General features: G+C 66.7%; 27 protein-coding genes. 18 read left to right on the forward strand and 9 right to left on the reverse strand.

Going from position 1 to position 25,906, the window contains the following annotated elements; translation table 11 throughout:
* Positions 1 to 7: 7 nt before the first annotated feature.
* A complete protein-coding gene (glmS, locus tag GJV37_RS19665; protein ID WP_193452868.1) occupies positions 8 to 1,843 on the forward strand; it encodes a glutamine--fructose-6-phosphate transaminase (isomerizing) in 1,836 nt (611 codons plus the stop codon).
* A gap of 498 nt (positions 1,844 to 2,341) precedes the next feature.
* Positions 2,342 to 3,646: an MFS family transporter gene (locus tag GJV37_RS19670; protein WP_170858085.1), complete on the forward strand. Its 1,305-nt coding sequence runs from the start codon at positions 2,342 to 2,344 to the stop codon at positions 3,644 to 3,646.
* Between the two features lie 13 nt (positions 3,647 to 3,659).
* On the opposite strand, the gene GJV37_RS19675 is transcribed toward GJV37_RS19670, so the two are convergent.
* Positions 3,660 to 5,132 (reverse strand): MDR family MFS transporter, encoded by a 1,473-nt coding sequence (locus GJV37_RS19675; RefSeq protein WP_170858086.1) that lies wholly within the window; start codon positions 5,130 to 5,132, stop codon positions 3,660 to 3,662.
* Positions 5,133 to 5,492: 360 nt separating this feature from the next.
* Here GJV37_RS19675 and cfaB point away from each other — a divergent pair, with 360 nt between their 5' ends.
* Positions 5,493 to 6,680: a C17 cyclopropane fatty acid synthase CfaB gene (cfaB, locus tag GJV37_RS19680; RefSeq protein ID WP_084358425.1), complete on the forward strand. Its 1,188-nt coding sequence runs from the start codon at positions 5,493 to 5,495 to the stop codon at positions 6,678 to 6,680.
* A gap of 130 nt (positions 6,681 to 6,810) precedes the next feature.
* Positions 6,811 to 7,287, forward strand: coding sequence for a GNAT family N-acetyltransferase (locus tag GJV37_RS19685; protein ID WP_065086379.1), 477 nt, complete (start codon positions 6,811 to 6,813; stop codon positions 7,285 to 7,287).
* On the opposite strand, the gene folE2 is transcribed toward GJV37_RS19685, so the two are convergent.
* Entirely contained in the window at positions 7,284 to 8,171 is an 888-nt protein-coding gene (folE2, locus tag GJV37_RS19690; RefSeq protein WP_038803476.1) for a GTP cyclohydrolase FolE2, read from the reverse strand. The two genes, GJV37_RS19685 and folE2, sit on opposite strands and share 4 nt — an antisense overlap.
* A gap of 69 nt (positions 8,172 to 8,240) precedes the next feature.
* Positions 8,241 to 8,642 (reverse strand): hypothetical protein, encoded by a 402-nt coding sequence (locus GJV37_RS19695; protein WP_170858087.1) that lies wholly within the window; start codon positions 8,640 to 8,642, stop codon positions 8,241 to 8,243.
* A gap of 128 nt (positions 8,643 to 8,770) precedes the next feature.
* Between GJV37_RS19695 and dksA the strand changes: the two genes are divergently transcribed.
* From dksA to GJV37_RS19710, 3 genes are read left to right on the forward strand one after another with little or no spacing between them, the layout of a single operon-like run.
* The gene (gene dksA / locus GJV37_RS19700) at positions 8,771 to 9,175 is read left to right on the forward strand and encodes an RNA polymerase-binding protein DksA (protein ID WP_024766818.1); all 405 of its coding nucleotides are present in this window, start codon (positions 8,771 to 8,773) and stop codon (positions 9,173 to 9,175) included.
* A gap of 21 nt (positions 9,176 to 9,196) precedes the next feature.
* Positions 9,197 to 10,399, forward strand: coding sequence for a zinc metallochaperone GTPase ZigA (zigA, locus tag GJV37_RS19705; RefSeq protein ID WP_193452869.1), 1,203 nt, complete (start codon positions 9,197 to 9,199; stop codon positions 10,397 to 10,399).
* Complete coding sequence (locus GJV37_RS19710; protein ID WP_193452870.1) at positions 10,399 to 11,031, forward strand: DUF1826 domain-containing protein; 633 nt, start codon at positions 10,399 to 10,401, stop codon at positions 11,029 to 11,031. The genes zigA and GJV37_RS19710 overlap by 1 nt, the downstream gene beginning before the upstream one ends.
* A 137-nt stretch (positions 11,032 to 11,168) precedes the next feature.
* On the opposite strand, the gene GJV37_RS19715 is transcribed toward GJV37_RS19710, so the two are convergent.
* Complete coding sequence (locus tag GJV37_RS19715; RefSeq protein ID WP_169935161.1) at positions 11,169 to 11,525, reverse strand: NADH:ubiquinone oxidoreductase; 357 nt, start codon at positions 11,523 to 11,525, stop codon at positions 11,169 to 11,171.
* 76 nt (positions 11,526 to 11,601) lie between these two features.
* Between GJV37_RS19715 and GJV37_RS19720 the strand changes: the two genes are divergently transcribed.
* Positions 11,602 to 12,564 (forward strand): CobW family GTP-binding protein, encoded by a 963-nt coding sequence (locus GJV37_RS19720; RefSeq protein WP_193452871.1) that lies wholly within the window; start codon positions 11,602 to 11,604, stop codon positions 12,562 to 12,564.
* Between the two features lie 85 nt (positions 12,565 to 12,649).
* Positions 12,650 to 13,672, forward strand: coding sequence for an energy transducer TonB (locus tag GJV37_RS19725; RefSeq protein ID WP_193452872.1), 1,023 nt, complete (start codon positions 12,650 to 12,652; stop codon positions 13,670 to 13,672).
* Positions 13,673 to 13,817: 145 nt separating this feature from the next.
* Here the strand turns inward: GJV37_RS19725 and GJV37_RS19730 are convergent, their stop codons facing one another.
* The 3 genes from GJV37_RS19730 to GJV37_RS19740 all read right to left on the reverse strand — a co-directional run bounded on the left by GJV37_RS19730 (position 13,818) and on the right by GJV37_RS19740 (position 15,999).
* The gene (locus tag GJV37_RS19730; RefSeq protein WP_065086386.1) at positions 13,818 to 14,321 is read right to left on the reverse strand and encodes a nucleoside 2-deoxyribosyltransferase; all 504 of its coding nucleotides are present in this window, start codon (positions 14,319 to 14,321) and stop codon (positions 13,818 to 13,820) included.
* Between the two features lie 2 nt (positions 14,322 to 14,323).
* A complete protein-coding gene (locus GJV37_RS19735) occupies positions 14,324 to 15,406 on the reverse strand; it encodes a calcium:cation antiporter (protein ID WP_065086387.1) in 1,083 nt (360 codons plus the stop codon).
* A gap of 101 nt (positions 15,407 to 15,507) precedes the next feature.
* The gene (locus GJV37_RS19740; RefSeq protein ID WP_169889200.1) at positions 15,508 to 15,999 is read right to left on the reverse strand and encodes a hypothetical protein; all 492 of its coding nucleotides are present in this window, start codon (positions 15,997 to 15,999) and stop codon (positions 15,508 to 15,510) included.
* Positions 16,000 to 16,195: 196 nt separating this feature from the next.
* Between GJV37_RS19740 and GJV37_RS19745 the strand changes: the two genes are divergently transcribed.
* Together GJV37_RS19745 and GJV37_RS19750 are read left to right on the forward strand one after the other, a co-directional pair.
* Positions 16,196 to 17,146, forward strand: a complete 951-nt coding sequence (locus tag GJV37_RS19745; protein ID WP_170858092.1) for an adenosine deaminase — start codon at positions 16,196 to 16,198, stop codon at positions 17,144 to 17,146.
* A gap of 291 nt (positions 17,147 to 17,437) precedes the next feature.
* The gene (locus GJV37_RS19750) at positions 17,438 to 18,118 is read left to right on the forward strand and encodes an SDR family NAD(P)-dependent oxidoreductase (protein WP_024766985.1); all 681 of its coding nucleotides are present in this window, start codon (positions 17,438 to 17,440) and stop codon (positions 18,116 to 18,118) included.
* 211 nt (positions 18,119 to 18,329) lie between these two features.
* On the opposite strand, the gene GJV37_RS19755 is transcribed toward GJV37_RS19750, so the two are convergent.
* Positions 18,330 to 19,205: a LysR substrate-binding domain-containing protein gene (locus GJV37_RS19755; protein ID WP_037016184.1), complete on the reverse strand. Its 876-nt coding sequence runs from the start codon at positions 19,203 to 19,205 to the stop codon at positions 18,330 to 18,332.
* Positions 19,206 to 19,308: 103 nt separating this feature from the next.
* On the opposite strand from GJV37_RS19755, the gene GJV37_RS19760 reads away from it, so the two are divergent.
* The gene (locus tag GJV37_RS19760) at positions 19,309 to 20,244 is read left to right on the forward strand and encodes an AEC family transporter (protein WP_170858093.1); all 936 of its coding nucleotides are present in this window, start codon (positions 19,309 to 19,311) and stop codon (positions 20,242 to 20,244) included.
* A 128-nt stretch (positions 20,245 to 20,372) separates the two neighbouring features.
* On the opposite strand, the gene znuA is transcribed toward GJV37_RS19760, so the two are convergent.
* Positions 20,373 to 21,314: a zinc ABC transporter substrate-binding protein ZnuA gene (gene znuA / locus GJV37_RS19765; protein ID WP_193452873.1), complete on the reverse strand. Its 942-nt coding sequence runs from the start codon at positions 21,312 to 21,314 to the stop codon at positions 20,373 to 20,375.
* A 70-nt stretch (positions 21,315 to 21,384) separates the two neighbouring features.
* On the opposite strand from znuA, the gene zur reads away from it, so the two are divergent.
* From zur to GJV37_RS19795, 6 genes are all read left to right on the forward strand, one after another.
* A complete protein-coding gene (zur, locus tag GJV37_RS19770) occupies positions 21,385 to 21,891 on the forward strand; it encodes a zinc uptake transcriptional repressor Zur (RefSeq protein ID WP_015474971.1) in 507 nt (168 codons plus the stop codon).
* The gene (gene znuC, locus GJV37_RS19775; protein WP_170858094.1) at positions 21,891 to 22,691 is read left to right on the forward strand and encodes a zinc ABC transporter ATP-binding protein ZnuC; all 801 of its coding nucleotides are present in this window, start codon (positions 21,891 to 21,893) and stop codon (positions 22,689 to 22,691) included. The genes zur and znuC overlap by 1 nt, the downstream gene beginning before the upstream one ends.
* Complete coding sequence (gene znuB, locus GJV37_RS19780; RefSeq protein ID WP_017521234.1) at positions 22,684 to 23,472, forward strand: zinc ABC transporter permease subunit ZnuB; 789 nt, start codon at positions 22,684 to 22,686, stop codon at positions 23,470 to 23,472. Before znuC ends, znuB begins: the two co-directional genes overlap by 8 nt.
* 37 nt (positions 23,473 to 23,509) lie before the next feature.
* Positions 23,510 to 23,887: a hypothetical protein gene (locus GJV37_RS19785; RefSeq protein ID WP_065086392.1), complete on the forward strand. Its 378-nt coding sequence runs from the start codon at positions 23,510 to 23,512 to the stop codon at positions 23,885 to 23,887.
* Between the two features lie 322 nt (positions 23,888 to 24,209).
* Positions 24,210 to 25,220, forward strand: coding sequence for a methionine ABC transporter ATP-binding protein (locus GJV37_RS19790; protein ID WP_024766990.1), 1,011 nt, complete (start codon positions 24,210 to 24,212; stop codon positions 25,218 to 25,220).
* On the forward strand, positions 25,217 to 25,882 hold the full coding sequence (locus tag GJV37_RS19795) for a methionine ABC transporter permease (protein ID WP_024766991.1): 666 nt from the start codon (positions 25,217 to 25,219) through the stop codon (positions 25,880 to 25,882). The genes GJV37_RS19790 and GJV37_RS19795 overlap by 4 nt, the downstream gene beginning before the upstream one ends.
* The last annotated feature ends 24 nt before the right edge of the window (positions 25,883 to 25,906 follow it).

Genomic DNA, 25,906 nt, shown 5'->3' on the forward strand with positions numbered 1-25,906 from the left:
CCAAACCATGTGTGGAATCGTCGGCGCCATCGCCGAGCGCAATATCACCCCGATCCTCGTCGAAGGCCTCAAGCGCCTGGAATACCGTGGCTACGACAGCGCCGGCGTGGCGGTGATCCAGGCTGACGGTGCGCTGGACCGCCGCCGTCGCGCAGGCAAGGTTTCCAGCCTTGAGCAGGCCCTCGAAGAGCAGCCGCTGCTCGGTCGTTTGGGGATCGCCCACGTTCGCTGGGCCACCCACGGCGCGCCGACCGAGGCCAACGCCCACCCGCACTTCTCCCGTGGTGAAGTGGCCGTGGTGCACAACGGCATCATCGAGAACTTCGAGCCCCTGCGCGAAATGCTCAAGGCGCGTGGCTACGAGTTCACCTCGCAGACCGACACCGAGGTCATCGCCCACCTGTTGCACCTGCGCCTGGGCGAGCTGGGTGACCTGACCGTCGCGCTCAAGGCCGTCGTCAAGGAACTGCACGGCGCCTACGGCCTGGCGGTGATCAGCAGCAAACAGCCGGACCGCATCCTGGCCGCCCGCAGCGGCAGCCCGCTGGTGGTGGGCCTGGGCCACGGCGAGAACTTCCTCGCCTCCGACCAGCTGGCGCTGCGTCAGGTGACCGACCGCTTCATCTACCTGGAAGAGGGCGATATCGCCGAGATTCGTCGCGACGGCCTGCAGCTGTGGGATGTGAACGGCAACCCGGTGCAGCGCGAGGAAGTGCGCTACCACGAGGGCGCCGAGGCGGCCGACAAGGGCGGCTACCGCCACTTCATGCTCAAGGAAATCCACGAGCAGCCGGCCGTGGTGCAGCGCACCCTGGAAGGCCGCCTGGGCAGTGGGCAGGTGCTGGTGGACAACTTCGGCCCGCAGGCCCGCGAGCTGCTGGCCAAGGTGCGCACCGTACAGATCGTCGCCTGCGGCACCAGCTATCACGCCGGTATGGTCGCCCGTTACTGGCTGGAAAGCCTGACCGGCATTCCCTGCCAGGTCGAAGTGGCCAGCGAATTCCGCTACCGCAAGGTCGCGGTGCACCCGGACTCCCTGTTCGTCACCATCTCCCAGTCCGGCGAAACGGCCGATACCCTGGCCGCGCTGCGCTATGCCAAGGAGCTGGGCTTCCTCGCAAGCCTGGCGATCTGCAACGTCGCCACCAGCTCGCTGGTGCGCGAGTCGGACATGACCCTGCTGACCAATGCTGGCCCGGAAATCGGCGTCGCCTCCACCAAGGCCTTCACTACCCAACTGGTCGCCCTGCTGCTGCTGACCCTCGGCATCGGCCAGGTGCAGAAGCGCCTGAACGACGGCGTCGAGGCCGAGCTGGTGAACGAGCTGCGCCGCCTGCCGACCCATCTGGAAGAAGCCCTGTCCATGGAGAAGGTGGTGGAGAAGATCAGTGAGCTGTTCGCCGAGAAGCACCACACGCTGTTCCTCGGTCGTGGCGCCCAGTACCCGGTGGCAATGGAAGGCGCGCTGAAGCTCAAGGAGATCTCCTACATCCACGCGGAGGCCTACCCGGCCGGCGAGCTGAAGCACGGCCCCCTGGCCCTGGTGGACGCCGACATGCCGGTGGTGACCGTGGCGCCGAACAACGAGCTGCTGGAGAAGCTCAAATCCAACCTGCAGGAAGTGCGCGCCCGCGGCGGTGAGCTGGTGGTCTTTGCCGAAGGTGGCAGCGGCATCAGCGACGGCGAGGGTACCCACGTGGTGGGCATGCCGGCGATCCACGACTGCCTGGCACCGATCCTCTACACAGTGCCGCTACAGTTGCTGTCCTACTACGTCGCCGTGCTCAAGGGCACCGACGTCGACCAGCCGCGCAACCTGGCCAAATCCGTGACGGTGGAATAAGCGCGCAGGCGCCAGGAGAAAGGTCCCTTCGGGGGCCTTTTTTCGTTTCAGGGTGCTGGAATTCGAGAAGGGAGTGTGGGGGAAGATCAACATTCCCCCGGTGCCTGCACGTCCGGGGGTGTGGACGGGGCACCGAGGCCAGGCGGCTTGAGCCGCTACACGAGGGGAATGGAAATCGACCTTGTCTTGTGGACAAGGTCGGGCTCCGGCCCTGCGAGGGGTACCTGACAAGTCTCCCGCAGGGTGGGGAGCGGGCCAACGATAGAAGCTGGCTACTGGCCGGTCAATCGGAAACGACAAACGCGCGTTTGTGAGTGTCCGATATTCGAACCGAAAGGCCCGGTCCAGGCCGCGAACTTCGTTAGCCGGCTATCGGAAGCGTCTATACTGTTTCTGATTGTGTCAGTGAAAAATGCCTGGCGGCAATTCGCTGGCAAGGGCGGCGAGGGAGTTCCGTCCTCACGTCCGGGATGCAGTTAAACCGACAAGAGAATCCCCATGAACGCACCTGCCGCACCGCAGTATTCCGCCCACGAGCGCCGCTCGCGCATCCTCGCCATCGTCGGCGCCTCGTCGGGCAACCTGGTGGAGTGGTTCGACTTCTACGTCTACGCCTTCACCGCCCTGTACTTCGCCCACGCCTTCTTCCCCTCGGACGATCCGACGGTGCAGTTGCTCAACACCGCCGGGGTTTTCGCCGCCGGCTTCCTGATGCGCCCCATCGGCGGCTGGCTGTTCGGCCGCATCGCCGACAAGAAGGGCCGCAAGACCGCGATGATGATCTCGGTGCTGATGATGTGCGGCGGCTCGCTGGCCATCGCGGTGATGCCGACCTACGCCACCATCGGCGTCGCGGCGCCGGCGCTGCTGTTGCTCGCGCGGCTGTTCCAGGGGCTGTCGGTGGGCGGCGAGTACGGCACCAGCGCGACCTACATGAGCGAAGTGGCGCTCAAGGGGCAGCGCGGCTTCTTCGCCTCCTTCCAGTACGTGACCCTGATCGGCGGCCAGTTGCTGGCCGTGCTGGTGGTGGTGATCCTGCAGCAGTTGCTGACTACCGACGAGCTGAAGGAATGGGGCTGGAGGATTCCCTTCGTGGTCGGCGCCATCACCGCGGTGATCGCCTTCTACCTGCGCCGCTCGCTGAACGAGACAGCCAAGGAGGCCAACCTCAAGCGCAAGGAGTCGGGCACCCTCACCGAGCTCTTCACCCACCACAAGCGCGCCTTCTTCACCGTGCTCGGCTTCACCGCCGGCGGCTCGCTGATCTTCTATACCTTCACCACCTACATGCAGAAGTACCTGGTGAACACCGCCGGGATGGACGCCAAGGTGGCCAGCGGCGTGATGACTTTCGCGCTGTTCTGCTACATGTGCATGCAGCCGCTGTTTGGGGCTCTGTCCGACCACATCGGCCGCAAGACGTCCATGCTCTGGTTCGGCGCGCTCGGCATGCTCTGCACCTGGCCGATCCTCACGGCGCTGAAGACTGTCAGCAGCCCCTATGCGGCGTTCGGCCTGATCATCCTGGCCATGGCCATCGTCAGCCTGTACACCTCGATCAGCGGCCTGATCAAGGCGGAGATGTTCCCGCCGCAGATCCGCGCCCTGGGCGTGGGCCTTTCCTACGCGGTGGGTAACGCCATCTTCGGTGGCTCCGCCGAGTACGCTGCGCTGGGACTGAAGAGCATCGGCATGGAGGACGTGTTCTACATCTATGTCTCGGTCATGTGCGGCGTGGCGCTGCTGGTCTGCCTGCTGCTGCCGGACCTGCGCAAGGTCAGCTACCTCAACGACGAGGACTGACCCGCGCCATTCGCTAATCGTTGCTCCGGCCGCGCAGTGCGTGGTCGGGCAGCGACAGGGCGATCAACAGGGCCAGGGCGCCGAACCCGGCGTTGATCAGGAACAGGTGCCCGAATACCCCATCCAGCGCCAGCCGCTGCGCTTCATGGCCGTCGCCGCTCAGGCTGGCCAGCAGGGCGCTGGCCGACAGGCCATGGCCGGCGTCGCCTGCCAGCGGTTGCAGCATCGCCAGCAGCAGGGCCGACATCAGTGCGATTCCCACCGCACCGCCCAGTGAGCGGAACAGCGTGATGTTGCTGGTCGCCACGCCCAGGTGCTTGGTCTCGACCGCGCTCTGCGCCGCTACCAGGCTGGTGGGGAATTGCGTGCCGGCGGCAATGCCGGTGAGCAGCATGCAGACCCCTGAAAGGAAGTATGCGCTCGGCGGCGTCAGCGCCAGGCCGGCAATCGCCAGCGGCATCAACAGTCCGCCGCCGACGATCTGCGGCTTGTAGCGGCCGATGATCGCCGTGAGACGGCCGCAGCAATACGCGCCGATGGGCACGCCCATGGCCAACGGCAGCAGGTGCAGCGCGGCGCTGTCGGCGCCCGCGCCGGTCACCGACTGGAAGCGCAGCGGCACCAGCACCGACAGCGAGATGACCTGGAAGCTGGCGAAGAAGCTGATCAGCCAGCTCAGGGTGGCCGCGCGAATACCGAACAGGTGCATCGGCACCAGCGGCTCCGGCGCTCGGCGCTCCTGCACGACGAAGAGCGCGACCAGCACCAGTGCGGCGGCGAATAGCGCCAGCATCTGCGGATCGTTCCAGCGTGCGCCCTGGCCGACCTCGGTGATCGCCAGCAGCAGGCTGCCCAGGCCGGCGATCATCAGCATGGTGCCGAGGTAGTCGATCACCGGCTTACGCCCCGGCACCGGCAATCCGCGCAGGGACCGGCGGGATACCGCGAGGGCGACCAGTCCCACCGGCAGGTTGATCAGGAACACCCAGCGCCACGACAGGTATTCGGTGAGCAGCCCACCCAGCACAGGGCCGGCGATGCTCGCCACCGCGTACATGCTGCTGAAGTAACCCTGGTAGCGGCCGCGTTCGCGGGGCGGGACGATGTCGCCGATGATCGCCTGGCTCACCGACATCATGCCACCGGCACCGATGCCCTGCAGGACTCGCGCGATGACCAGTTGCTCCATGCTCTGGGCGGCGCCGCAGAGCAGCGAAGCGAGGGTGAACAGGGCGATGGCGAAGAGCATCAGCACGCGGCGGCCGTAGAGGTCGCCGAGCTTGCCGTAGATCGGCATGGAGATGGTCATCGCCACCATGTAGCCGGAGATGACCCAGGCCAGCAGGTCGAAGTCGCCGAAGCCGGCGGAGATCGCCGGCAGGGACACGGCGACGATGGTCTGGTCGAGCGCACCGAGGAAGATCGCCAGCATCAGCCCCACCAGCACGGTGCGGACTGCCGGTCGCGGCTCGGAAAAGGTAGTCAAGACAGCCCCCTTCACTTCAGAGGATCTCCGTCCGGGAGGCGGGCGGAGGGCCCCAGTGTAGTGCAATGCAACGGCCATCTGTCACAGCAGCGTCATCGTTGCGGGGCAGTAAAGGCTCTATCTCGGTGCTGGCAAGGATGCTTCCCGAATCCGCTGCTACGCTTGCGTAGCGAACTATTCTTCCATTGCAGCCTGCGGATTTTCCGGGAACGCACACCTTCGCAATGGGCTCCAATGCAAAGGAACCGGCACGTCCCGCGGTGGCCGGCGCCACGATAGTTTTTATGCGGGCCAGGCCATAGGGGAAGACTATGGGTACGCTGGTCTATAGTTTTTCAGCCCTGTGACCAGGAGGTATGCATGAACGCCAACCTGCCCTCTGAGTTGCTGTCCCTGCAGTTGCCGCTGCGTATCCGCATCGGCGAGGCCCAGGCTTTCGACCTTGGGCCTGATCCGCAGGTGACGCTCGTCGTTCGCGATCCGACCCTGCTGGCTGAGATCACTCATCCCAGTCTCGATATCCTCGGTCGCGCCTACGTCGAGAAGCGTATGGACATCGAGGGGCCGATCGGTGAAGTGATCGCCACTGCCGATGCCCTGAGCAGCGCGCTGGGCGACGACGACGACGGCGATGCCCACTACGTTCGCGAAAGCCACGACAAGGCCACCGACGCCGAGGCCATCCATTACCACTACGACCTGTCCAATGCGTTCTACCAGCTCTGGCTCGACCCGGAGATGGTGTACTCGTGCGCCTACTACGAGACCGGCACCGAGGACCTGGCCACGGCCCAGTTGGCCAAGCTGCGCCACCTGTGCCGCAAGCTGCGGCTGAAGCCGGGCGAGAAGTTGCTCGATGTCGGCTGCGGCTGGGGCGGGCTGGCGCGCCTGGCCGCGCGAGAATTTGGCGTGCAGGTGCACGGCATTACCCTCAGCGAGGAGCAGCTCAAGCTCGGTCGCGAGCGGGTCAAGGCCGAGGGCCTGGAACACCAGGTGACGCTGGAGCTGCTGGATTACCGCGACCTGCCGCGTGACGGCCGATACGACAAGGTGGTGAGCGTCGGCATGTTCGAGCACGTCGGCCACGCCAACCTCGGGCTCTACTTCCAGCAACTGTATGATGCGGTGCGCCCGGGTGGACTGGTGATGAACCACGGGATCACCTCCAGCCATACCGATGGCCGTCCGGTGGGGCGCGGCGCCGGGGATTTCATCGACCGCTACGTGTTCCCCCATGGCGAGCTGCCGCACCTGTCACTGGCCGTGGCGCGCATGAGCGAGGCGGGACTGGAAGTGGTCGACGTCGAAGGCCTGCGCCTGCACTACGCGCGCACCCTGGACTTCTGGAGCGCCAACCTCGAAGCGAAGCTGGCCGAGGCGGCGAAACTGGTGCCCGACCAGGCCCTGCGCATCTGGCGCCTGTACCTGGCCGGTTGCGCCTATGGCTTCAAGAAGGGCTGGATCAACCTGCACCAGATTCTCGCCAGCAAGCCGTACGCCGACGGCAGCCAGGAGGTGCCCTGGAGCCGGCGCGACATCTACTCCTGAGTCTTTTCTGCCCCTGCATCGGGCCCGCTTCGGCGGGCTCGATGCGTTTCTGGCGCGGGGCAAAATGCTTGCATCGAGGAGCACGGGGAGCTAAACCCCCTGTCCCCACTGGCTCTTTGGTAGATGAATCATGGTGAACTTCTTCCCGGACCTGTCCCTCGTTGAATTGTCGCCCGCACAGGCGCCCTGGTCCTTGCTGCTCAAGGCCGACCCCAGTCGCGATCAGATCGAGAGCTATCTGTACGACTCCCGCCTGCTGGCGCTGAACGAGGCGGACTCCGTGCGCGGCGTCCTCACGCTGACGCCGCGCGAACCCGGCGTCGCCGAGATCACCAGCCTCGCGGTGGAAGATGAATGGCAGGAGCGTGGCCTGGGCCGTCGCCTGCTGCTGGCCGCCATCGAGCAGGCGCGCGACGCCGGGCTGCAGCGCCTGACCATTGCCACCGGCAACTCCAGCCTGGCGCAGCTCGGCCTGTATCAGCGGGTCGGCTTCCGCATCGTCGGTATCGATCCGGATTACTTCGTGCGGCATTACCCCGAGCCGATCTTCGAAAGCGGCATCCAGTGCCGCGACCAGATCCGCCTGGCGCTGGACCTCGCCGCCTAGTCGCGTTCCCAGCGACTCACCGCCACCGCATCGTGGGCGTGCAAGCTTTCCGCATGCACCACACGCACCTCGAAGCCCGACACCTCTTCTCGCGGCACCAGCGCCCGGTGCAGCCGGCGTGCGGCGTCCTCGCAGAACATCAGGTTCTGCCCGTTGGCCAGGGCGAAGGCCTGCTCGTCGGCACGCTTCACCGCCGTCTGCACGGCGGTGCCAAGGGCGTCTTCGGCGTGATCGATCAGCTCGCTGAAAGCGAATGCCGTCGCGGCTGGGGCGAGTCGCAGGTGCAGCCGGGCCTCGCTGCGCTGGCTGTGCGGCGTGGCGACTATGCCCTGCGGGCTGCCGAGCCAGGCACGTACCTCGCTGGCTTTCAGCGGGCGGCCGGCGAAGTCGGCGTCGAAACGCTCCTGGATCAGTTGGCGCGCCAGCGCCGCCGAGCAGGGGCAGGTCGAGGAGTAAGGCAGGGTCAAGCGCAGCTCCAGTTGCATCGCGTCGTCTTCCAGTTGCGCGTGGATCTCGCAGGGGTAGCGCTTCCAACCGCTCAACGGGCTGACCAGCGCCGGGCGCCGCAGCATCAGGTCGAAACGCAGTGCCAGGCTGGAGCGTCGGGACAGCTGCGCGTGGCTGCGCAGGAACTGTCTGAGCAGGTCACGTAGCAGCATCGGCGAAAGCTCGGTTTCCGCCAGCGCTTCCAGCGCCAGGTACAGACGCGACATGTGGATGCCGCGCGCGTCGGCTTCGTCGAGGCTGACACCGGCGTCGGCGTATGCGGCGACTCGCTCGCTGGCAATACGCAGCGGCACGGCGATGCCCTGCATGCCGACCCAGTCGAGCGGGATGGGCAGGCGGGTGGATTGGCAGGCGATGTCGGGAAGCGGGGTGGTCATGGGCGGGTCACGGCTGGCAATTGTTATAATATAACGTATTTGCTTCCCGGCGATCCCGCAATGGGTTCTTCAGCGCTCCTGCTGCTTGCAGCCGCTCACGCGCCCGCAGGTCAGCCGGGCGCTGTCGCCTGACGAGCTGCTGAAGCGGCTGATGTTGGTCCAGCCGATGCCGCGGCTGGTGCCGACCCATACCTGGCCGTCGCTGGCCACGCCGCTGAAGAAGGTCAGGCTGCCGTAGCGCGTGCCGGTCTGCGCCCAGCGCCGGCCGCTGCTCGCCTCGAAGCCGCGCAGGTAGGTGTCGTGGCCCTGGGTGGCGACGCTGTAGAGATTCCCCGAACCGTCCATGCAGGCCAGCACCGAAGCCGACCAGGCGCAGCGCGCCGGTTCCTCGCCGGGAAAAGGCAGTGGCGCGGAACCGCTGGCGTGGGCGAAGGGAGCGAACAGGCAGAGCAGCAGGGCGCGGCGCAGCATCGAAGGTCTCGGCGGGCGGGTGGAGCGGAACATCGGTATCGCACGTCGTCGGGCGGCTGTCGATTACCGATTGCGGGCAATGCATCGTTATAATATAACATAAAGATCACGCCCTTCCGGAGACGGTCATGACCGAACAGGAACTGCTTGCCCAGCCCGGCGAGGCCTACATGAGCGAGGCGCAACAGGGCTATTTCCGCGCGCTGCTGCTGGACCAGCGTGACGAGTTGCAGGGGCGCATCGACGAGGAATTCCAGGCGTTGCAGGACACCGAGCGGGCCAGCGATGAGGCCGATGTCGCCAGCCGCGAGGAGGCGCGCCAGTGGCAACTGCGCCTGCTGGAGCGCGAGAAGAAGCTGCTCGACAAGATCGACCAGGCGCTGGAGCGCCTGGCCCGGGGCGACTACGGCTGGTGCGAGGAAACCGGCGAACCGATCGGCCTGCGCCGCCTGCTGCTGCGCCCCACCGCCTCGTTGTGCATCGAGGCCAAGGAGCGCCAGGAACGGCGCGAACTGCACGTCCGCGAAGCCTGATTTCCCTGGAGTCCCACCGTGATGAATGCGCCACTTCCCGTAACTGTGCTGTCCGGCTTCCTTGGCGCCGGCAAGAGCACGCTGCTCAACCACGTCCTGAAGAACCGCGAGAATCTCAAGGTCGCGGTCATCGTCAACGACATGAGCGAAATCAACATCGACGGCCGCGAGGTGCAGCGCGACGTCAGCCTCAACCGCGGCCAGGAGCGCCTGGTGGAGATGAGCAACGGCTGCATCTGCTGCACCTTGCGCGAAGACCTGCTGGAAGAGGTCAGCCGCCTCGCCGGCGAAGGCCGCTTCGACTATCTGCTGATCGAGTCCACCGGCATCTCCGAGCCGCTGCCAGTGGCCGAGACCTTCACCTTCCGCGACGAGCAGGGCCGCAGCCTATCGGACCTGGCTCGGCTGGACACGCTGGTCACGGTGGTCGACGGGCTGAACTTCCTCGCCGACTACCAGGGCGCCGACAGCCTCGCCGAACGGGGTGAAACCCTGGGCGAGGACGACGAGCGCTCGCTCAGCGACCTGCTGGTGGAGCAGGTGGAGTTCGCCGACGTGATCCTGGTGAGCAAGATCGACCTGATCGGCAGCGCCGAGCGCGACGAGCTGCTGGCGATCCTGCGCAGGCTCAATCCCGACGCCGATATCCAGCCCATGGTCATGGGCCAGGTGCCGCTGGCGCGCATCCTCGACACCGGCCGCTTCGACTTCCAGCGCGCCGAGCGAGCGCCGGGCTGGCTCAAGGAGCTGCGCGGCGAGCACCTGCCGGAGACGGAAGCCTACGGCATTTCCTCCAGCGTCTATCGGGCGCGCAGGCCCTTCCACCCGCAGCGCTTTCATGACTTTCTCGCCCGGCCCTGGAGCAACGGCCGGTTGTTGCGCTCCAAGGGCTTCTTCTGGCTCGCCAGCCGCTACCGCGAGGCGGGCAGCTGGTCCCAGGCCGGTGGCCTGATGCGCCACGGCCTGGCCGGACGCTGGTGGCGCTTTGTCCCGCTCGAACACTGGCCACAGGACACCACCGAGCTGCAGAGCGTGCTGCGCCACTGGCGCGAGGACAGCGGCGATTGCCGCCAGGAGCTGGTATTCATCGGGCAGAACCTGGACTTCCAGCGGCTGTTCGGCGAACTGGACCATTGCCTGCTGGATGACGAGGAAATGGCCGCCGGCACCACCGCCTGGAAACGCCTGCCCGATCCCTTCGAACCCTGGGAGGCCGGCGCCTGATGCTCGCCCTCGAAACCCCGGCCTGGCCGCGGCAGGTGCTTGGCGGCGATCCGCAGGTGCTCGCCGAAGTGCTCAAGGAAGACGTCAATCTGGCTGTCTGGCAACGCACGCTGTACCCGGAGATCAGCACCTTTGCCGGTTGGTTGAGCGCCCAGCCGCTGGACCTGACGCAGAGCCTGGATGTGCTCGAGGAGCGCGTCGAACTGGGCGACCTGCTGCGCCAGTACGCCATGCTTGAGGGTTGCACGCTGTTTCGCAGCGACCTGCAATGGCTGGCCGAAGCCTTCGCCTGCCTGACCGGCGCGCAGCGTATCGGCCTGCGCCTGCGCAGCCTGGACAAGGCCATGTGCCCGCGCTTCCACGTCGATCACGTACCGCTGCGTCTGGTCACCACCTATGCGGGGCCCGCCAGCCAGTGGCTGGAGGAGTGGGCCATGGCCCGCGCGCGGCTGGGCGACGCGGCGGCCGAGCCGGCCAGCCGGGCGCATATCCGCCAGATGGCGACGGGTGACGTAGGCCTGTTCAAGGGCGAGAAATGGGCCGGCAATCTTGGCTCCGGCATCATTCACCGCTCGCCGTTGCCGGCACCCGGCGAGCGCCGCCTGCTGCTCACGCTCGACTGGCTGGGTTGAGGTGTCGCCCGGGCAAAAAAATAGGCCGCCCGGGGAGAGCGGCCCAATTCACCAAGATCATGTCCGGCGTGGGGCGCCGGGAGGGTGTGAGGTACCCGGGGACAGTAGGCCCGAAGCGTGTGACAGGGCGATGACCGTTACTGGGGTTTGCGCCAGTGGCCGTTGCTCTGCTGCTCGCAGAACGGCTGGAGAATGCGCGCATCGCTGGCCACGCCGTAGTAGTGGATGTCCTGACGATAGGGCACGCCCTGGGTCTGGGCGTTCTCGCAGACGCCGAAGGCGCCGCTGGGGCAGTTTTCGGCGTAGGTCACCTCGACTTTCTGGTCCTTCAGCTGCGGTTGGCAGAAGCCCTCGCGGAAGAGTTTTTCCGGGATGGTGCGGTTCTGCTGGCAGACCTTCACGTCGACCTGCTTGCCCTGGGTATGCACCACGCAGGCCTCGCCGTGGGCGAGCAGGGGCAGGCAAGCGAGAGCAAAAGGCAGCAACAGGCGCATGATCGATCCGGGGTGGCGAGGGGAAGCCGCGACTCTAGCGCTTTTCCCGGCGAGCGTCAGGCGGCACCATGGGCGAATGTTGAAGCAGATCCCGACTCATCTCATCGCCGGCCCCCTCGGGGCCGGCAAGACCAGCCTGCTGCAGTCCTTGCTGGCGCAACGTCCCGCAGGCGAAAGCTGGGCGGTGCTGGTCAACGAATTCGGCCAGGTGGGGCTCGACGCCGCGCTGCTGTCCCGCGACGAGGACAGCATCGCCCTGGGCGAGGTCGCCGGTGGCTGCCTGTGTTGCGTGAATGGCGCGCCGTTTCAGGTCGGCCTTGGCCGGCTGCTGCGCAAGGCGCGGCCGCAGCGACTGTTCATCGAGCCGTCCGGCCTCGGCCATCCTGCGCAACTGCTGGCGCAACTGCGTGCGGCGCCCTGGCAGGGCGTGCTGGCGGTGCAACCGATGGTGATGGTGCTCGATGCTGCCGCACTGGCGGTCGGCCAGCCCCTGCCCGAAGCGCAGCAGCAGGCGCTGGGCGAGGCGGCGCTGCTGGTGATGAACAAGTCCGAAGCCCTGGATGGCGCGGCGCGTGCGGCTCTGGCCGCGCAGCTGCCGGACGTGCCGTTGTGCTGGACGATCCAGGGGCGTCTGTCGCTGGGCGAGCTGCCAACGACGCCAACTGAACCGGCGGGCGCTGATTTGCCGCAGGGTGCCTCGCCTGGTGAACCTGCGATCCTGTTGCGCCGTGAAGCTCCTCTGCGCCAGGTGCGAGTGGACGACGGCCGACAGTCGGTCGGCTGGCGCTTCCACCGAGACTGGCGCTTCCGCACGGACGAACTGGATGCCTGGCTGGGCGGGATTCCCGGCCTGCTGCGGGCCAAGGCCGTGCTGCATGGCGAGACCGACTGGCTGGCCTGCAACCGCACCGTCGGTCCGGCGCCCTGGACGCCCAGCGCGTGGCGCAAGGACAGTCGGATAGAGCTGATCCTGGCCGCCGAAGCCGATCCGCAGGCCCTGCAGGACGACCTTTTACGCTGCGCCATCGCACCGATCTGACGGATAAGGTTGCCCTCGCGCAACTAGTGAATGATAATAATTATCAGCAGATACTGCTTCGTGAACTCTTCCCGCAGGCTTTCTCATGTCGTTACCCCAACCGCGCAAGGCGGCGGACGCCAGTCCAGCCGCAGACGCTGAGGAACAGCTGTTCACTTCCGCCACGGCGGATGACGGCGCCCATTTGCCCAGCGTGAATGCCCAGCGCGTCAATGAGGCCACCCTGCGACTCGTCAGTTGTGCCGGCCCCCGCCGCGACGAGGATGTGGTTACCGAAGAGGTCCTGATCCCCTACGCGGCGCCGGTCGAAGGCGTGGAAGACGGCGAGCAGCCCCCGCCCCCCGGCGGCTGGTGGAAGTCCTCGGGCCTGGCGATCGCCATGCACCTGGCCATCGTCGCCGCGCTGGTCTGGGTGATGCCGACTCCGGCGGAACTGAATCTGGGCGCCGGCGAGATGCCCAAGGCGATGCAGGTGAGTGTCGTCACCCTACCGCCCAAGCCGGAAGTGCAGCAGCCGCCTGCTGCCACGCCGACTCCGCCGCCGCCGGAACCCGAGCCGCCCAAGCCCATCGAGCCGCCCAAGCCGGTGGAAAAGCCCAAACCCAAACCCAAGCCGGTCGAGAAGGCCGTGCCCAAGGTGTCGCCCAAGCCCAAGCCGAAACCCAAGCCCGAGCCTGACCCGGAACCGGCCGAGGAAACCGCCGCGCCGCCGACTCCGGCCGCCCCGCCGCCGCCCGCCGCGCCCACCGTTGGCCAGTTCACCCAGGGTGCCCAGGCCGCGCCGACCGGTTCGCAGGGCCCCGCCGGCCTGCCCACCGGCAGCCTGAACGACAGCGACATCAAGCCGCTGCGCATGGACCCGCCGGTCTATCCGCGCATGGCGCTGAACCGTGGCATCGAAGGCCGGGTGAAGGTGCTGTTCACCATCACCAGCGATGGCCGCATCGCCGATATCCAGGTGCTGGAGTCCTCGCCGCCGCGCATGTTCGACAATGCCGTGCGCGACGCCATGGACAAGTGGCGCTTCGAGCCCCGCGTCAGTGGAGGCCGCATCGTCGCCCGCCAGGCAACCAAGGTGTTCTTCTTCAAGCTCGAAAAACGTCGCTGACTATCATTGCGAGCCCAACAAAAACGCGCCCCTGGGCGCGTTTTTTGTTGCCGGCAATTCGCCGTGCCATGGCGAGGCACAAGAGCAGCCCCCGCCCGCAAGGGCATCCAACGCGATGCGGACCTATCGCAAACCGAGTCCACTGCTACGAAAGCAACTCTTCCCGCAGCAACTCCAACGCTTCCCGCGCCCCTCCCACGGCGATCTTCGCCGGCACGCCGAGCATCAGGTTCAGCGGCAGGCCGAACCCCTCGATCTGATTGCCGTCGCGATCGCGACCCGGCTGGTCACCCTTCCATTCGCAAGGCAGGCGCTCGGCGCAACTGCCGCCTTCATCGATGTAGCCGAACAATGGCTTGCCCAGCGCGGCGGCGTAGCCCAGTTCGAAGGCGGTGCCGCTGTCCGGTTCGGCGCCGCGGAATGGGTTGAGATTGGCCAGCACCGCGTCGGCCTGGTGGATCAGCTCGAGGTTGGCCTGGTAGATCCAGCGGGCCTGCTCAACCGGCTCGACGATGCCCTCGGGCACCGAATGATCCAGCGGATAGAGTCCCTGCACGCCGAACTCGGTGCACAGTGCCTTGAGCCGCTCGCCCTGCTCGACGGCGTCGGGGCGGAACACGTCGGGGCCGGCGAGGTACAGCTTGAGCATGCTCAGAGTCCCATGAACGACAGCATCAGGAAGGTGGCGAACAGCACGAAGTGGGTCATGCCCTCGATGGCGTTGGTCTTGCCGTCATGCAGGTTGTAGCCGGCAACCATCAGGGTGATGAACATCATGCCGGTCTGCAACGGGGTCATGGCCATCTGGATCGGCTGGCCCTTGAACAGCGCCAGGGCCTCGATCACCGGCACGGTGAGGATCACGGTCGACAGCGACGCGCCCAGGGCGATATTGACCACCGGCTGCATGCGGTTGGCCATGGCGGCGCGCAGTGCGGTGAGAATTTCCGGGCTGGCGGAGATCGCCGCCACCAGCAGCGCCGGCACGATGGGCGGCACGCCGCTGCCTTCCAGGCCGACGTCCAGGGCCTTGGACATCACCTCCGCCAGCGCGCCGATCAGTACTACACCGACCACCAGCAGCGCCATGGACTGCTTGCTGTTGCCGGCCGCCTCGTGGCCTTCGCCCTGCTCGCCATGGGTGGCGTAGTTGTAGCTGAAGAAGTAGCTGTGCTGGCCGGTCTGCATGCGCAGGAACAGCGCGTAGAGCATGACCATGCAGCCGATGGTGAAGAAGGAGTAGAGCTTCCACTGCTCGGCCGGTATCAGCTCCGGCACCACCATGGAGATGCCCACGGCGGTGAGGATCATGGTCACGTAGGTCTTGCCCGAGTCGTCGTTGTACGACTGCTCACCGTGCTTCAACCCGCCGAGCAGCGCGGCCAGGCCGAGGATGCCGTTCATGTCGAGCATCACTGCGGCGTAGATGGTGTCGCGGGCCAGGGTCGGGGAATGGTTGTGGCCCATCATGATCGCCAGGATCACCACCTCCACCAGCACCGCCGCCAGTGTCAGGATCATGGTGCCGTAGGGCTCGCCGACCTTTTCCGCGAGGATTTCGGCGTGGTGCGCCACGCGCAGCGAGACGCTGATGATTACCGCCAGCAGCGCGGCCGCGGTGAGCCCCGCGAGCATCTTGCCGCCACCCAGCAGGCTGTGCTCCAGCGGGTAGACCGCAATCGCCACCAGCAGGGCGAGGAGGAGGAATTTTTCTTCTTTGAGCGCGCGCAGCATCGAGGGGGATGTCCATTCCGTAAGAAAGCGAGAGCGCCATCTTAGGCAATGGACCGGAGGCGCACCAGCGACCTGCCGATCGCCGTCGCCGACTCGTTAGCTCAGTGGGGCAGGTCGGCGCGCTCGACGAATTGCTTCTGCGCCGCCAGGACCTGGTCGGGCAATACGCGCAACGCCTGGTACGCGTCGTCGAGTTCCTGCGCGAGCGCCTCTTTCCTTGCCTTGTCGCTGGATTCCGCATAGCGCCTGAGTTGCTGGTAGTAACCGATCTGCCGTTCGTAGTAGCGCGACAGGCTGCTGGCGTAGCGGCCGGCATCCTCACCGTGCGGCAGTTGCTGCACCTGGTTGAGATCATGTTCGAGTTCGACGATGTGGCCGGCCGGGCTTCCCACCGCTCGCGTCGCGGCGACGGCACCGCCGGAGTCGAAATCGCCTTTGCTCAGTCTTCTCATGTCCCGATCGATGCGCTGCACGTTATGCAGGAAAGCGGGGGTCACCACCTCGTTGTACCTAAAGTCGGAGGAAGACGAGGCGTCGCAGGCGGCCAGGGCTAAGGGCAGCAGAGCCAGTACGGCCAGCAGGGTCTTGTTCATGGAACGGGCTGCTGTGGGGGAGGTGCTGCGATTCTAGAAAGGGGACCGGTCGGAAGATTTCGCGGATATCTGTCTTTTGCGTCAGAATTATCTCTGTCCACGCATGCCGGGGCCTGTTGCCCCGCTGCCAATTGCTTGCCGGATCAGCCTGTGTGCCAATGTTGGCGCCTGATCCACCCATAACGAGACCTCCCCCATGTACGACTGGCTCAATGCCCTGCCCAAGGCCGAACTGCACCTGCACCTGGAGGGTTCGCTGGAGCCCGAGCTGCTGTTCGCCCTGGCCGAGCGCAACAAGGTCGCCCTGCCCTGGGGCGACGTCGAGAGCCTGCGCAAGGCCTATGCGTTCAACAACCTGCAGGAGTTCCTCGATCTCTACTACGCCGGTGCCGATGTGCTGCGCACCGAACAGGACTTCTACGACCTGACCTGGGCGTATCTGGAGAAGTGCAAGGCGCAGAACGTCATCCACGTCGAGCCGTTCTTCGACCCGCAGACCCATACCGACCGTGGCGTGCCCTTCGAGGTGGTGCTGCGCGGCATCCAGGGCGCGCTCAAGGAGGGTGAGAAAAAACTTGGCATCCGCCATGGCCTAATCCTCAGCTTCCTGCGTCACCTGTCCGAGGAAGAGGCGTTCAAGACCCTCGACCAGGCCATGCCGTTCCGCGACGCCTTTATCGCTGTCGGCCTGGACAGCTCCGAAGTCGGCCACCCGCCGAGCAAGTTCCAGCGTGTGTTCGACCGCGCCCGCAGCGAAGGCTTCCTGACCGTTGCCCACGCCGGCGAAGAAGGGCCGCCGGAGTACATCTGGGAAGCCCTGGACCTGCTCAAGATCGAGCGCATCGACCACGGCGTGCGCGCCATCGAGGACGAAGGGCTGATGCAGCGCATCATCGACGAACAGATCCCGCTGACCGTCTGCCCGCTGTCCAACACCAAGCTGTGCGTGTTCGACCACATGCGCGAGCACAACATCCTCGACATGCTCGAACGTGGCGTGAAGGTGACGGTGAACTCGGACGACCCGGCCTACTTCGGCGGCTACGTCACCGAGAACTTCCAGGCCCTGCATGAGCATCTGGGGATGACCCAGGAGCAGGCGCAGCGGTTGGCGCAGAACAGCCTGGATGCGCGGTTGGTGAAGTAGGCGTTTGAGGGTTGGCCCCGCTGCGGGGCCAACCCTCACCCCAGCCCTCTCCCGGAGGGAGAGGGCGTCGATTGTGCCGGCTGACACCGTGCTGCCACCTCGCTGCCGACAGTACCCTCTCCCTCCGAGCGGGGCGCGCAGCCAGGGTCAGGGTGAGGGCTGTGCCTAGCATCGAACCTGCCCGGAAATTCCCCGTCCCGATCCGTCCCCTCATCTGGCGCCCGCGACCTTTCACGTCGCGCCTGCTAACCCTATAAGTGCGCCTCCCACTTCTTCGCGAGGAAGCACCACATGAACAGGATCGTCGCCATCACCGGCGGCTTCGGCCATCTGGGCAGCGTGGTCGGCCAGGCGTTTGCCGATGCCGGCTGGCAGGTCGCCCTGCTCGACCGCGCCGTCGGCCCGCGTTATCCACAGGCCGGGGCGCTGTCCATCGGCGGTATCGACCTCACCGGTCCTGCCGCCGCCCGCGCGGCGCTGGAGCAGGTCAACGAGCACTTCGGCGGCCTCGATGCGCTGATCAACGTGGCCGGCGGCTTCCACTGGGAAACCCTGGCCGACGGCGACGTCGACACCTGGGACCTGATGTACCGCATCAACCTGCGCACCGCAGTGGTCTCCAGCCAGGCCGCCCTGGGCCACCTGAAGACGCGCGGGCGCGGGCGCATCCTCAATATCGCCGCAGCAGCGGCCAACCGCGCGGCGTTGGGCATGGGCGCCTATGCGGCGTCCAAGGCCGGTGTCATGCGCCTGACCGAAGCGCTGGCGGAAGAGCTGAAGGACGCACGGATCACCGTCAACGCGCTGATGCCGAGCATCATCGACACCCCGCAGAACCGGGCCGACATGCCCGATGCCGAGTTCGACCGCTGGGTGCGGCCGGAGCAACTGGCGGCGACCCTGCTGTTCCTCGCCTCCGATGATGCGGCGGCGATCACCGGCGCATGCATTCCGGTGACCGGGCGGGTGTGAGCGGACACCCCTGTGTCATTTTCTGGAATATTTGTGCCTGCGTTTCCCCCTCACCCCAGCCCTCTCCCCAAGGAGAGGGTGCTGTCCGTGCCGGCTGACGCCAAGCTTTCGTCCTTCACCGAGTGGTCCCCTCTCCCTTTGGGAGAGGGTTAGGGTGAGGGATGGCCTGAGCGCAGGATCGCCATGCCTGCAATCGCGCGTGTGGCGCGGTCTAGACCGCACCCGCGCTGCGCAGAAACGCCGCCAGGCACGGGTTGTCGTTGTGCGGGCTCCAGGCCGCGCCGTACTCCACCTGCGGCGAGTCCGCGATGGAACGGAAGGCCACGCCGGGCAGTTGCATGCGCCGCATCGAGTCGGGCACCAGCGAGACGCCCAGCCCCTCGGCGACGAGGTTGACGATGGTCTGCTGCAGGTGCGTTTCCATGCGTACGGACGGGGCGAACCCATGCTGGCGACAGCAATCCATCACCGACTCGTGCAGCGCCGGCGCCGTGGCGGGCGGGAAAGTGATGAAGGGCTCGCCGGCCAGCTTCGCCAGGTCCAGCTCGGCGGTCTGCGCCTGCGGATGAACCGTCGGTAGCACCGCGCACAGCGGCTCGCGTTGCAGGGTGCGGTAAAGGCGCTGGCCCGGCTCGCGCTCGGGGAAGGTCAGGGCGACGTCCACTTCGCCGTTGTCCAGCGCCGGGCCGAGGTCGCGGGGCAGAACCTCGTTGAGCACCAGTTTCACTTCCGGGTGGCCATCGGCGAAGGCCTTCAGCAGGCGCGGCAGCAGCGTCCAGGCGGCGAGCATGGTGAAGCCGATCCGCAATTCGCCACGCTCCCCGCGCGCGGTGGCACGGGCAGCGCGCACCGCGAGATCCAGGCCCGAGAGCAAGGCGCGGGCGTGCTGCTGGAAATCGCGGCCGGCGGCGGTCAGTTCCACCGAGCGGGAATGCCGGGCGAACAGCGGAGTGCCCAGCTCCTCCTCCAGCGCGGCAATCTGCCGGCTCAGCGGCGGCTGGGTGATGTGCAGCGCCTCGGCGGCACGGCCGAAGTGCAGGTGCTCGGCGAGGGCGAGGAAATAGCGCAGCTGGCGGAAGTCGATCATCGATACGGAAAGGGTATGGATTGGCGCCCTAGTAAGCATTGGACGGTATCGATTGGCAACCCTATGCTCGCCTGCCGCTCCCGCTTCTCCAGGTTTCCCTGCCATGCACACCGTCTTCGCCGTCGTCCTGCCGATCTTCGCGCTGATCCTGGTGGGCTGGCTGTGCCGACGCAGCAACCGCCTCGGCCCGCAGGCCGCGTCGGAGGTGAACAAGCTGGTGGTCTGGCTGTGCCTGCCGGCACTGCTGTTCAAGGTCACCGCCACCGCGACCTGGGCGGAAATCTGGCAACCGGGCTTCCTTGCCGCCTTTACCGGCGGCTGCCTGCTGGTTTTCTTCGCCACGCTGGCCTGGCGCCTGCTGCAGGGCCGGCCGTTGCCGGCGGCGAGCATCGACGGGCTCAGCGCGTCCTACGCCAACACCGGCTACATGGGCATCCCGTTGTGCCTGCTGGTGTTCGGCCAGGATGGCCTGGAGCCGGCGCTGATCGCCTCGTTGCTGGTCGTCTGCGTGCTGTTCGCCATCTCGGTGGTGTGCATCGAGGTCGGCCTGCAGGCCGAGAAGCACATCGGCCGCGCCGTGTGGGTGGTGACCAAGGCGCTGGGCAAGAACCCGCTGGTGGTGTCACCCATTATCGGCGGCCTGTGGGCAGTGACCGGCATCGGTCTTCCAGCGCCGCTGCTGCATTTCCTCGACATGCTCGCCGCCGCGACGACGCCCTGTGCTCTGGTATCGCTCGGCTTGTTCCTGGCGCAGAAGCAGGAAGTGCGAGGCGAGCAGGTCGGCGCCTGGCCGCTGGTGGCGATCAAGCTGGTCGGCCAGCCTCTGCTCAGTGGCTTCCTTGCCTACAAGGTCTTCGACCTGCCGCCGCTGTGGGCCGATTCGGCGCTGCTGCTCAGCGCACTGCCTACTGGCACCGGGCCGTTCATGCTCGCCGAGTACTACCAGCGCGAGGCGGCGGTGGTGTCGCGGAGCATTCTGCTGTCCACCCTGGGTTCGCTGGTGACGCTCTCGCTATGTCTTCTCTGGATTGCCCGATAGCTGGCCCCGGCTAGCGGACGCGGCCACCATGCTGTCAAGCGCGAGGCGAACCTATCGCGGACGGAGTCCGCTCCTGCTCTCGGGTCAGGCCTGGAGTAGCCCCGAGTAAGAGCCCCGGCAAGCCAGACTCAGAGCTTCTCCAGGCACCCCGCGAACTCATCCGCCAGATTGCCCAGCAGATGTTCGTAACCCTGCGCATCCACCTTCACCCCCACGCCCAGGTCATCCAGCTCGGCCAGCCGCACCGGCAGGCCCTGGCTCAGGGTATCGGCCAGGCGCGGGCGGATCGGCGGTTCGCTGAAGATGCAGGCCGGGCCGGCCTTCTGCAGCTGCGCGCGCATGGCCGCGACATGGCGGGCGCCCGGCTGAACGTCGGCAGACACCGCAAAGACACCGGCGTGTCGCAGGCCGTAGGCCTCCTCGAAGTAATCGAAGGCCTCGTGGAAAACGAAGAACGGCTTGCCCTTGAGTGGATCCATGCGCTGCTTCAAGCGCGTATTCAGTGTCTCCATGCGTTCGTCGAAGGCTTTCAGGTTGGCCTGGTAGCGGCTGGCATTGGTCGGGTCGGCGATGGCCAGGTCTTCGGCCATGCGCGCGGCGATCACCTGGGCGTTGGCCGGCAGCAGCCAGAGGTGGGCGTCGATCATGCCGGGACGGTGGTCGTGATCATGGCCAAGGTCGTCATGAACTTGGTCGTCGTGGTCCGGGTGGTTCGACTCACTGAAATCGGCAAACTTGCGCAGATGCATGCCGGCCTGGTCCTGCACGGCCACGCTGGGGCCCTTGCGGCTGTCCAGCACCTTGGGCAGGAAGTTCTCCAGGTCCGGGCCGACCCAGTAGAACAGCTGCGCATCGCGCACGCGGCGGATGTCCGAGGGGCGCAACGAGTAGCTGTGCGGCGAGGCGCCCGGCGGCAGCAGCACGTCCGGCGTCCCTTCACCGTCCTGGATGGCAGCGGCGATCAGTTGCAGCGGCTTGATGCTGGTCAGCACGCTGACCTCGGCACGCACGGGGAGGCTGAGCAGCAGCGCGCAGCAGGCGGTCAGCAGGGCGACGGGACGGAAGGACACGGCGGCACTCACACAGGGGAGACATGAAAGAGTAATATAATAACGTCTCTGAACCCGAGCGTCGCCGCGCATGTACAAGATCGCCCCCAAGACTCCCCTCGCCTGCCGCCCGCACGACCACGCCAACTGCGTGGCCAGCGCCCTGGCCGACGCCGACGCGCTGTGCGCGCGCCAGGGCGTGCGCCTGACCGAGCTGCGCCGGCGCGTGCTGGAGCTGGTCTGGGCCAGTCACAAGCCGCTGGGCGCCTACGACATCCTCGCCGTGCTGAGCGAGGAAGACGGCCGCAAGGCGGCGCCGCCGACGGTCTACCGCGCGCTGGACTTCCTCCTGGAAAACGGCCTGGTACACCGCATCGCCTCGCTCAACGCCTTCATCGGCTGCGCGCACCCGGAACACGCCCACGAAGGCCAGTTCCTGATCTGCCGCGCCTGCCACACCGCCATCGAGCTGGAACAACCGGCCATCAGCGAGGCCATCGTTGCCGGCGCCAAGGGTGTCGGCTTCGCCGTGGAAAGCCAGACCGTCGAGATCGTCGGCCTCTGCGGCGCCTGCGCGCCCGGCCAGCGGGAGGCGTGATGAGCGACGCCCTGATCCGCCTGCAAGGCGTCGGCGTCAGCTATGGCGGCCAGGCGGTGCTGCAGAACGTCGACCTGACCATCGCTCCCGGCGAGATCGTCACCCTGATCGGCCCCAACGGCGCCGGCAAGACGACCCTGGTGCGCAGCGTGCTCGGCCTGCTCAAGCCCGACAGCGGCAGCGTCTGGCGCGCGCCGAAGCTGTCCATCGGCTACATGCCGCAGAAACTCCACGTCGATCCGACCCTGCCGCTGACGGTCTTCCGCTTCCTCCGCCTGGTGCCGGGCGTACAGCGCCCCCAGGCGCTCGACGCGCTGAAGGAAGTCGGTGCCGCCCATGTGCTCGACAAGCCGCTGCAGAGTGTCTCCGGCGGCGAACTGCAGCGCGTGCTGCTGGCCCGCGCGCTGCTGCGCAAGCCGGAACTGCTGGTGCTCGACGAACCCGTGCAGGGCGTCGACGTCGCCGGCCAGGCCGAGCTGTACCGCCTGATCGGCCGCCTGCGCGACCGCCTCGGCTGCGGCGTGCTGATGGTTTCCCACGACCTGCACCTGGTGATGAGCGCCACCGACAAGGTGGTCTGCCTGAACCGCCACGTCTGCTGCTCCGGGCATCCGGAACAGGTCAGCGGCGACCCGGCCTTCGTCGAGCTGTTCGGCCAGGACGCCCGCAGCCTGGCGATCTATCACCACCACCACGACCATTCCCACGACCTGCACGGCGAGGTGGTGAAACCCGCCTTCCCCGCTGGCACGCGCTTCACTCCGGTCCACCAGCACGGCCCCGACTGCAACCATGGCTGATTTCCTGCTCAACGCCCTCCTCGCCGGGCTGGCCCTGGCGGTGGTCGCCGGGCCCCTGGGTTCGTTCGTCGTCTGGCGACGCATGGCCTATTTCGGCGACACCCTGTCCCACGCCGCCCTGCTCGGCGTCGCCCTCGGCTTCCTGCTGGACGTCAGCCCGACCCTGGCGGTGACCGTCGGCTGCGTGCTGCTCGCCGTGCTGCTGGTCACCCTGCAGCAGCGCCAGCCGCTGGCCGCCGACACCCTGCTCGGCATCCTCGCGCACAGCACGCTGTCGCTGGGCCTGGTGACGCTGAGCTTCATGAAGGAAGTGCGCGTCGACCTGATGGCCTACCTGTTCGGCGACCTGCTCGCCGTCAGCCAAACCGACCTCTTGTGGATAGTCGCCGGTAGCGCCCTGGTGCTGGGGCTGATCTGCTGGCTGTGGCGGCCGCTGCTGGCGATCACCGTGCACGAGGAACTGGCGCGGGTCGAAGGCCTGCCGGTCACCGCCATCCGTCTGGCGCTGATGTTGCTGATCGCCATCGTCATCGCCGTGGCCATGAAGATCGTCGGCGTGCTGCTGATCACCTCGCTGCTGATCATCCCCGCCGCCGCGGCCCAACGGCACGCGCGCAGCCCTGAGCAGATGGCCTTCGGCGCCAGCCTGATCGGCCTGGTAGCAGTGTGCGCCGGCCTCTCGCTGTCCTGGTTCAAGGACACTCCTGCCGGCCCCTCCATCGTGGTCAGCGCGGCAGCCCTGTTCCTGCTGAGCTTTGTCCTGCCGCGCCGGACGGTGTAGAATTTGGCGATTTTTTGATCAAAAGAGACCCTGACGCATGAAGTCGTTCGTCATCCGCCTGTTCGCGCTGATGGCCATGGCGCTTGCCCTGGCAGCCTGCCAGAGCACCGCGACCACCCCAACCAGCAGCAGCGCCTTCGAGACCGAACTGGCCGCCGGCCGTCTGGAATCCGCGCAGCTCGCGCTGGGTTCCGAGCAGGAAGACACCACCCAGCTCGCCGAGCGGCGCAAGCGCCTGGCCGACGCCTACCTGGAGCGCAGCCGCGAGGCCTTGGCCAAGGGCGACGTCAACGGCGCCACCACCGCCCTGACCCGCGCCCGCTCGCTGATGCCCCGCGCCCCCGGCGTCGCCGCCGATGTGAGCGGCCTGCAGAAGCCCGCCGCTCCCGGCGCTCAGCCAACCTGCACGCCGTAAGCCCATGGGCACCCGTTCGCGGTGCCCGTTATTCCCTTTTGTTCCGCAGTTAGTTGAACAAAGATTAATCAGCCATAAAAAAGCAGGTTAAAATGCGCGGTTTTGGCTGACCGCCTACGTTTGTCGTTTATCCCTCGACAACTTAGTAGGTCCCGAATCTGTTTAGGGCTTGCGAGCTAGAGCAGTACAAGGCGAAAACAGGCGAGAAAGCGGAGTCTACTCACGCGTAAATGAGCATTTCTCGCCTGTTTCAACGCAGTAATGCCGACGCGCAGCACACCATGAACAGGTTCCCACACGCCGTACCCACAAGGTTTGCTACGTGATCGAATTCCACGACGTCCACAAGACCTATCGCGTCGCCGGACGCGATATCCCGGCCCTGCAGCCGACCCGCCTGTCCATCGAGGGTGGCCAGGTGTTCGGCCTGATCGGCCATTCCGGCGCCGGTAAAAGCACCCTGCTGCGCCTGATCAACCGCCTGGAAGAACCCAGCGGCGGGCGCATTGTCATCGACGGCGAAGACATCACCGCCCTGGACGCGGACGGCCTGCGCCGCTTCCGCCAGCGCGTCGGGATGATCTTCCAGCACTTCAACCTGCTGGCCTCCAAGACCGTCGCCGACAACATCGCCATGCCGATGAAGCTCGCCGGCACCTTCAGCGCCGCCGAGATCACCGCGCGGGTGGACGAACTGCTCGAGCGCGTCGGCCTCCAGGACCACGCCCGCAAGTACCCGGCACAGCTGTCCGGCGGCCAGAAGCAGCGCGTCGGCATCGCCCGCGCCCTGGCCTGCCGGCCGACCATCCTGCTCTGCGACGAAGCCACCAGCGCCCTCGACCCGCAGACCACCGGCCAGGTCCTGCAACTGCTGGCGGAGATCAACCGCGAGCTGAAGCTGACCATCGTCCTGATCACCCACGAGATGGACGTGATCCGCCGGGTCTGCGACCAGGTCGCCGTCATGGATGCCGGGCGCATCGTTGAGCAGGGCGACGTCGCCGACGTGTTCCTCCACCCGCAGCACGAAACCACCCGCCGCTTCGTCTTCGAGGCCGAGCGTGTGGACGAGAACGAGCAGCACGATGACTTCGCCCACGTGCCGGGCCGCATCCTGCGCCTGACCTTCCGTGGCGAAGCGACCTATGCGCCGCTGCTGGGCACCGTCGCGCGCCAGACCGGCGTCGACTACAGCATCCTCGCCGGCCGCATCGACCGCATCAAGGACCAGCCCTACGGCCAGCTCACCCTGTCCCTGGTGGGCGGTGACATCGAGGCCGCCATGGCGCAGCTCAACGCCGCCGAAGTCCATGTGGAGGTGCTGCGCGCATGAGCGACTTTTTTGTAAACATCGATTGGTCCGAGATTCTCCAGGCCAGCCTCGACACCTTCTGGATGCTCGGCGGTTCGCTGCTGTTCACCGTCATCCTCGGCCTGCCGCTGGGCGTGCTGCTGTTCCTCACCGGGCCCAAACAGATGTTCGCCAACCGCGGCATCTACGGCGTGCTGGCGTTCATCGTCAACGTGCTGCGCTCGCTGCCGTTCATCATCCTGCTGATCGTACTGATCCCGCTCACGGTAATCCTGGTCGGCACCTCGCTGGGCGTCGCCGGGGCCATCCCGCCGCTGGTGGTGGGTGCCACGCCGTTCTTCGCGCGCCTGGTGGAAACCGCGCTGCGCGAGGTGGACAAGGGCATCATCGAAGCCACCCAGGCAATGGGCGCCAGCACCCGCCAGATCATCTGGAACGCCCTGCTGCCCGAAGCCCGCCCAGGCATCATCGCCGCCATCACGGTCACCGCCATCACCCTGGTGTCCTACACCGCGATGGCCGGCGTGGTCGGCGCCGGCGGCCTCGGCGACCTGGCGATCCGCTACGGCTACCAACGCTTCCAGGACGACGTGATGCTGCTCACCGTGGTGATGCTGGTGGTACTCGTCCAGATCCTGCAGACCGTCGGCGACAAGCTGGTGGTCCACTATTCCCGCAAATAACCACAAGGCCCGCCGGATGCGGGC

This window comes from Pseudomonas nitroreducens, from assembly GCF_010994165.1.
Taxonomy (GTDB): Bacteria; Pseudomonadota; Gammaproteobacteria; order Pseudomonadales; family Pseudomonadaceae; genus Pseudomonas; species Pseudomonas nitroreducens.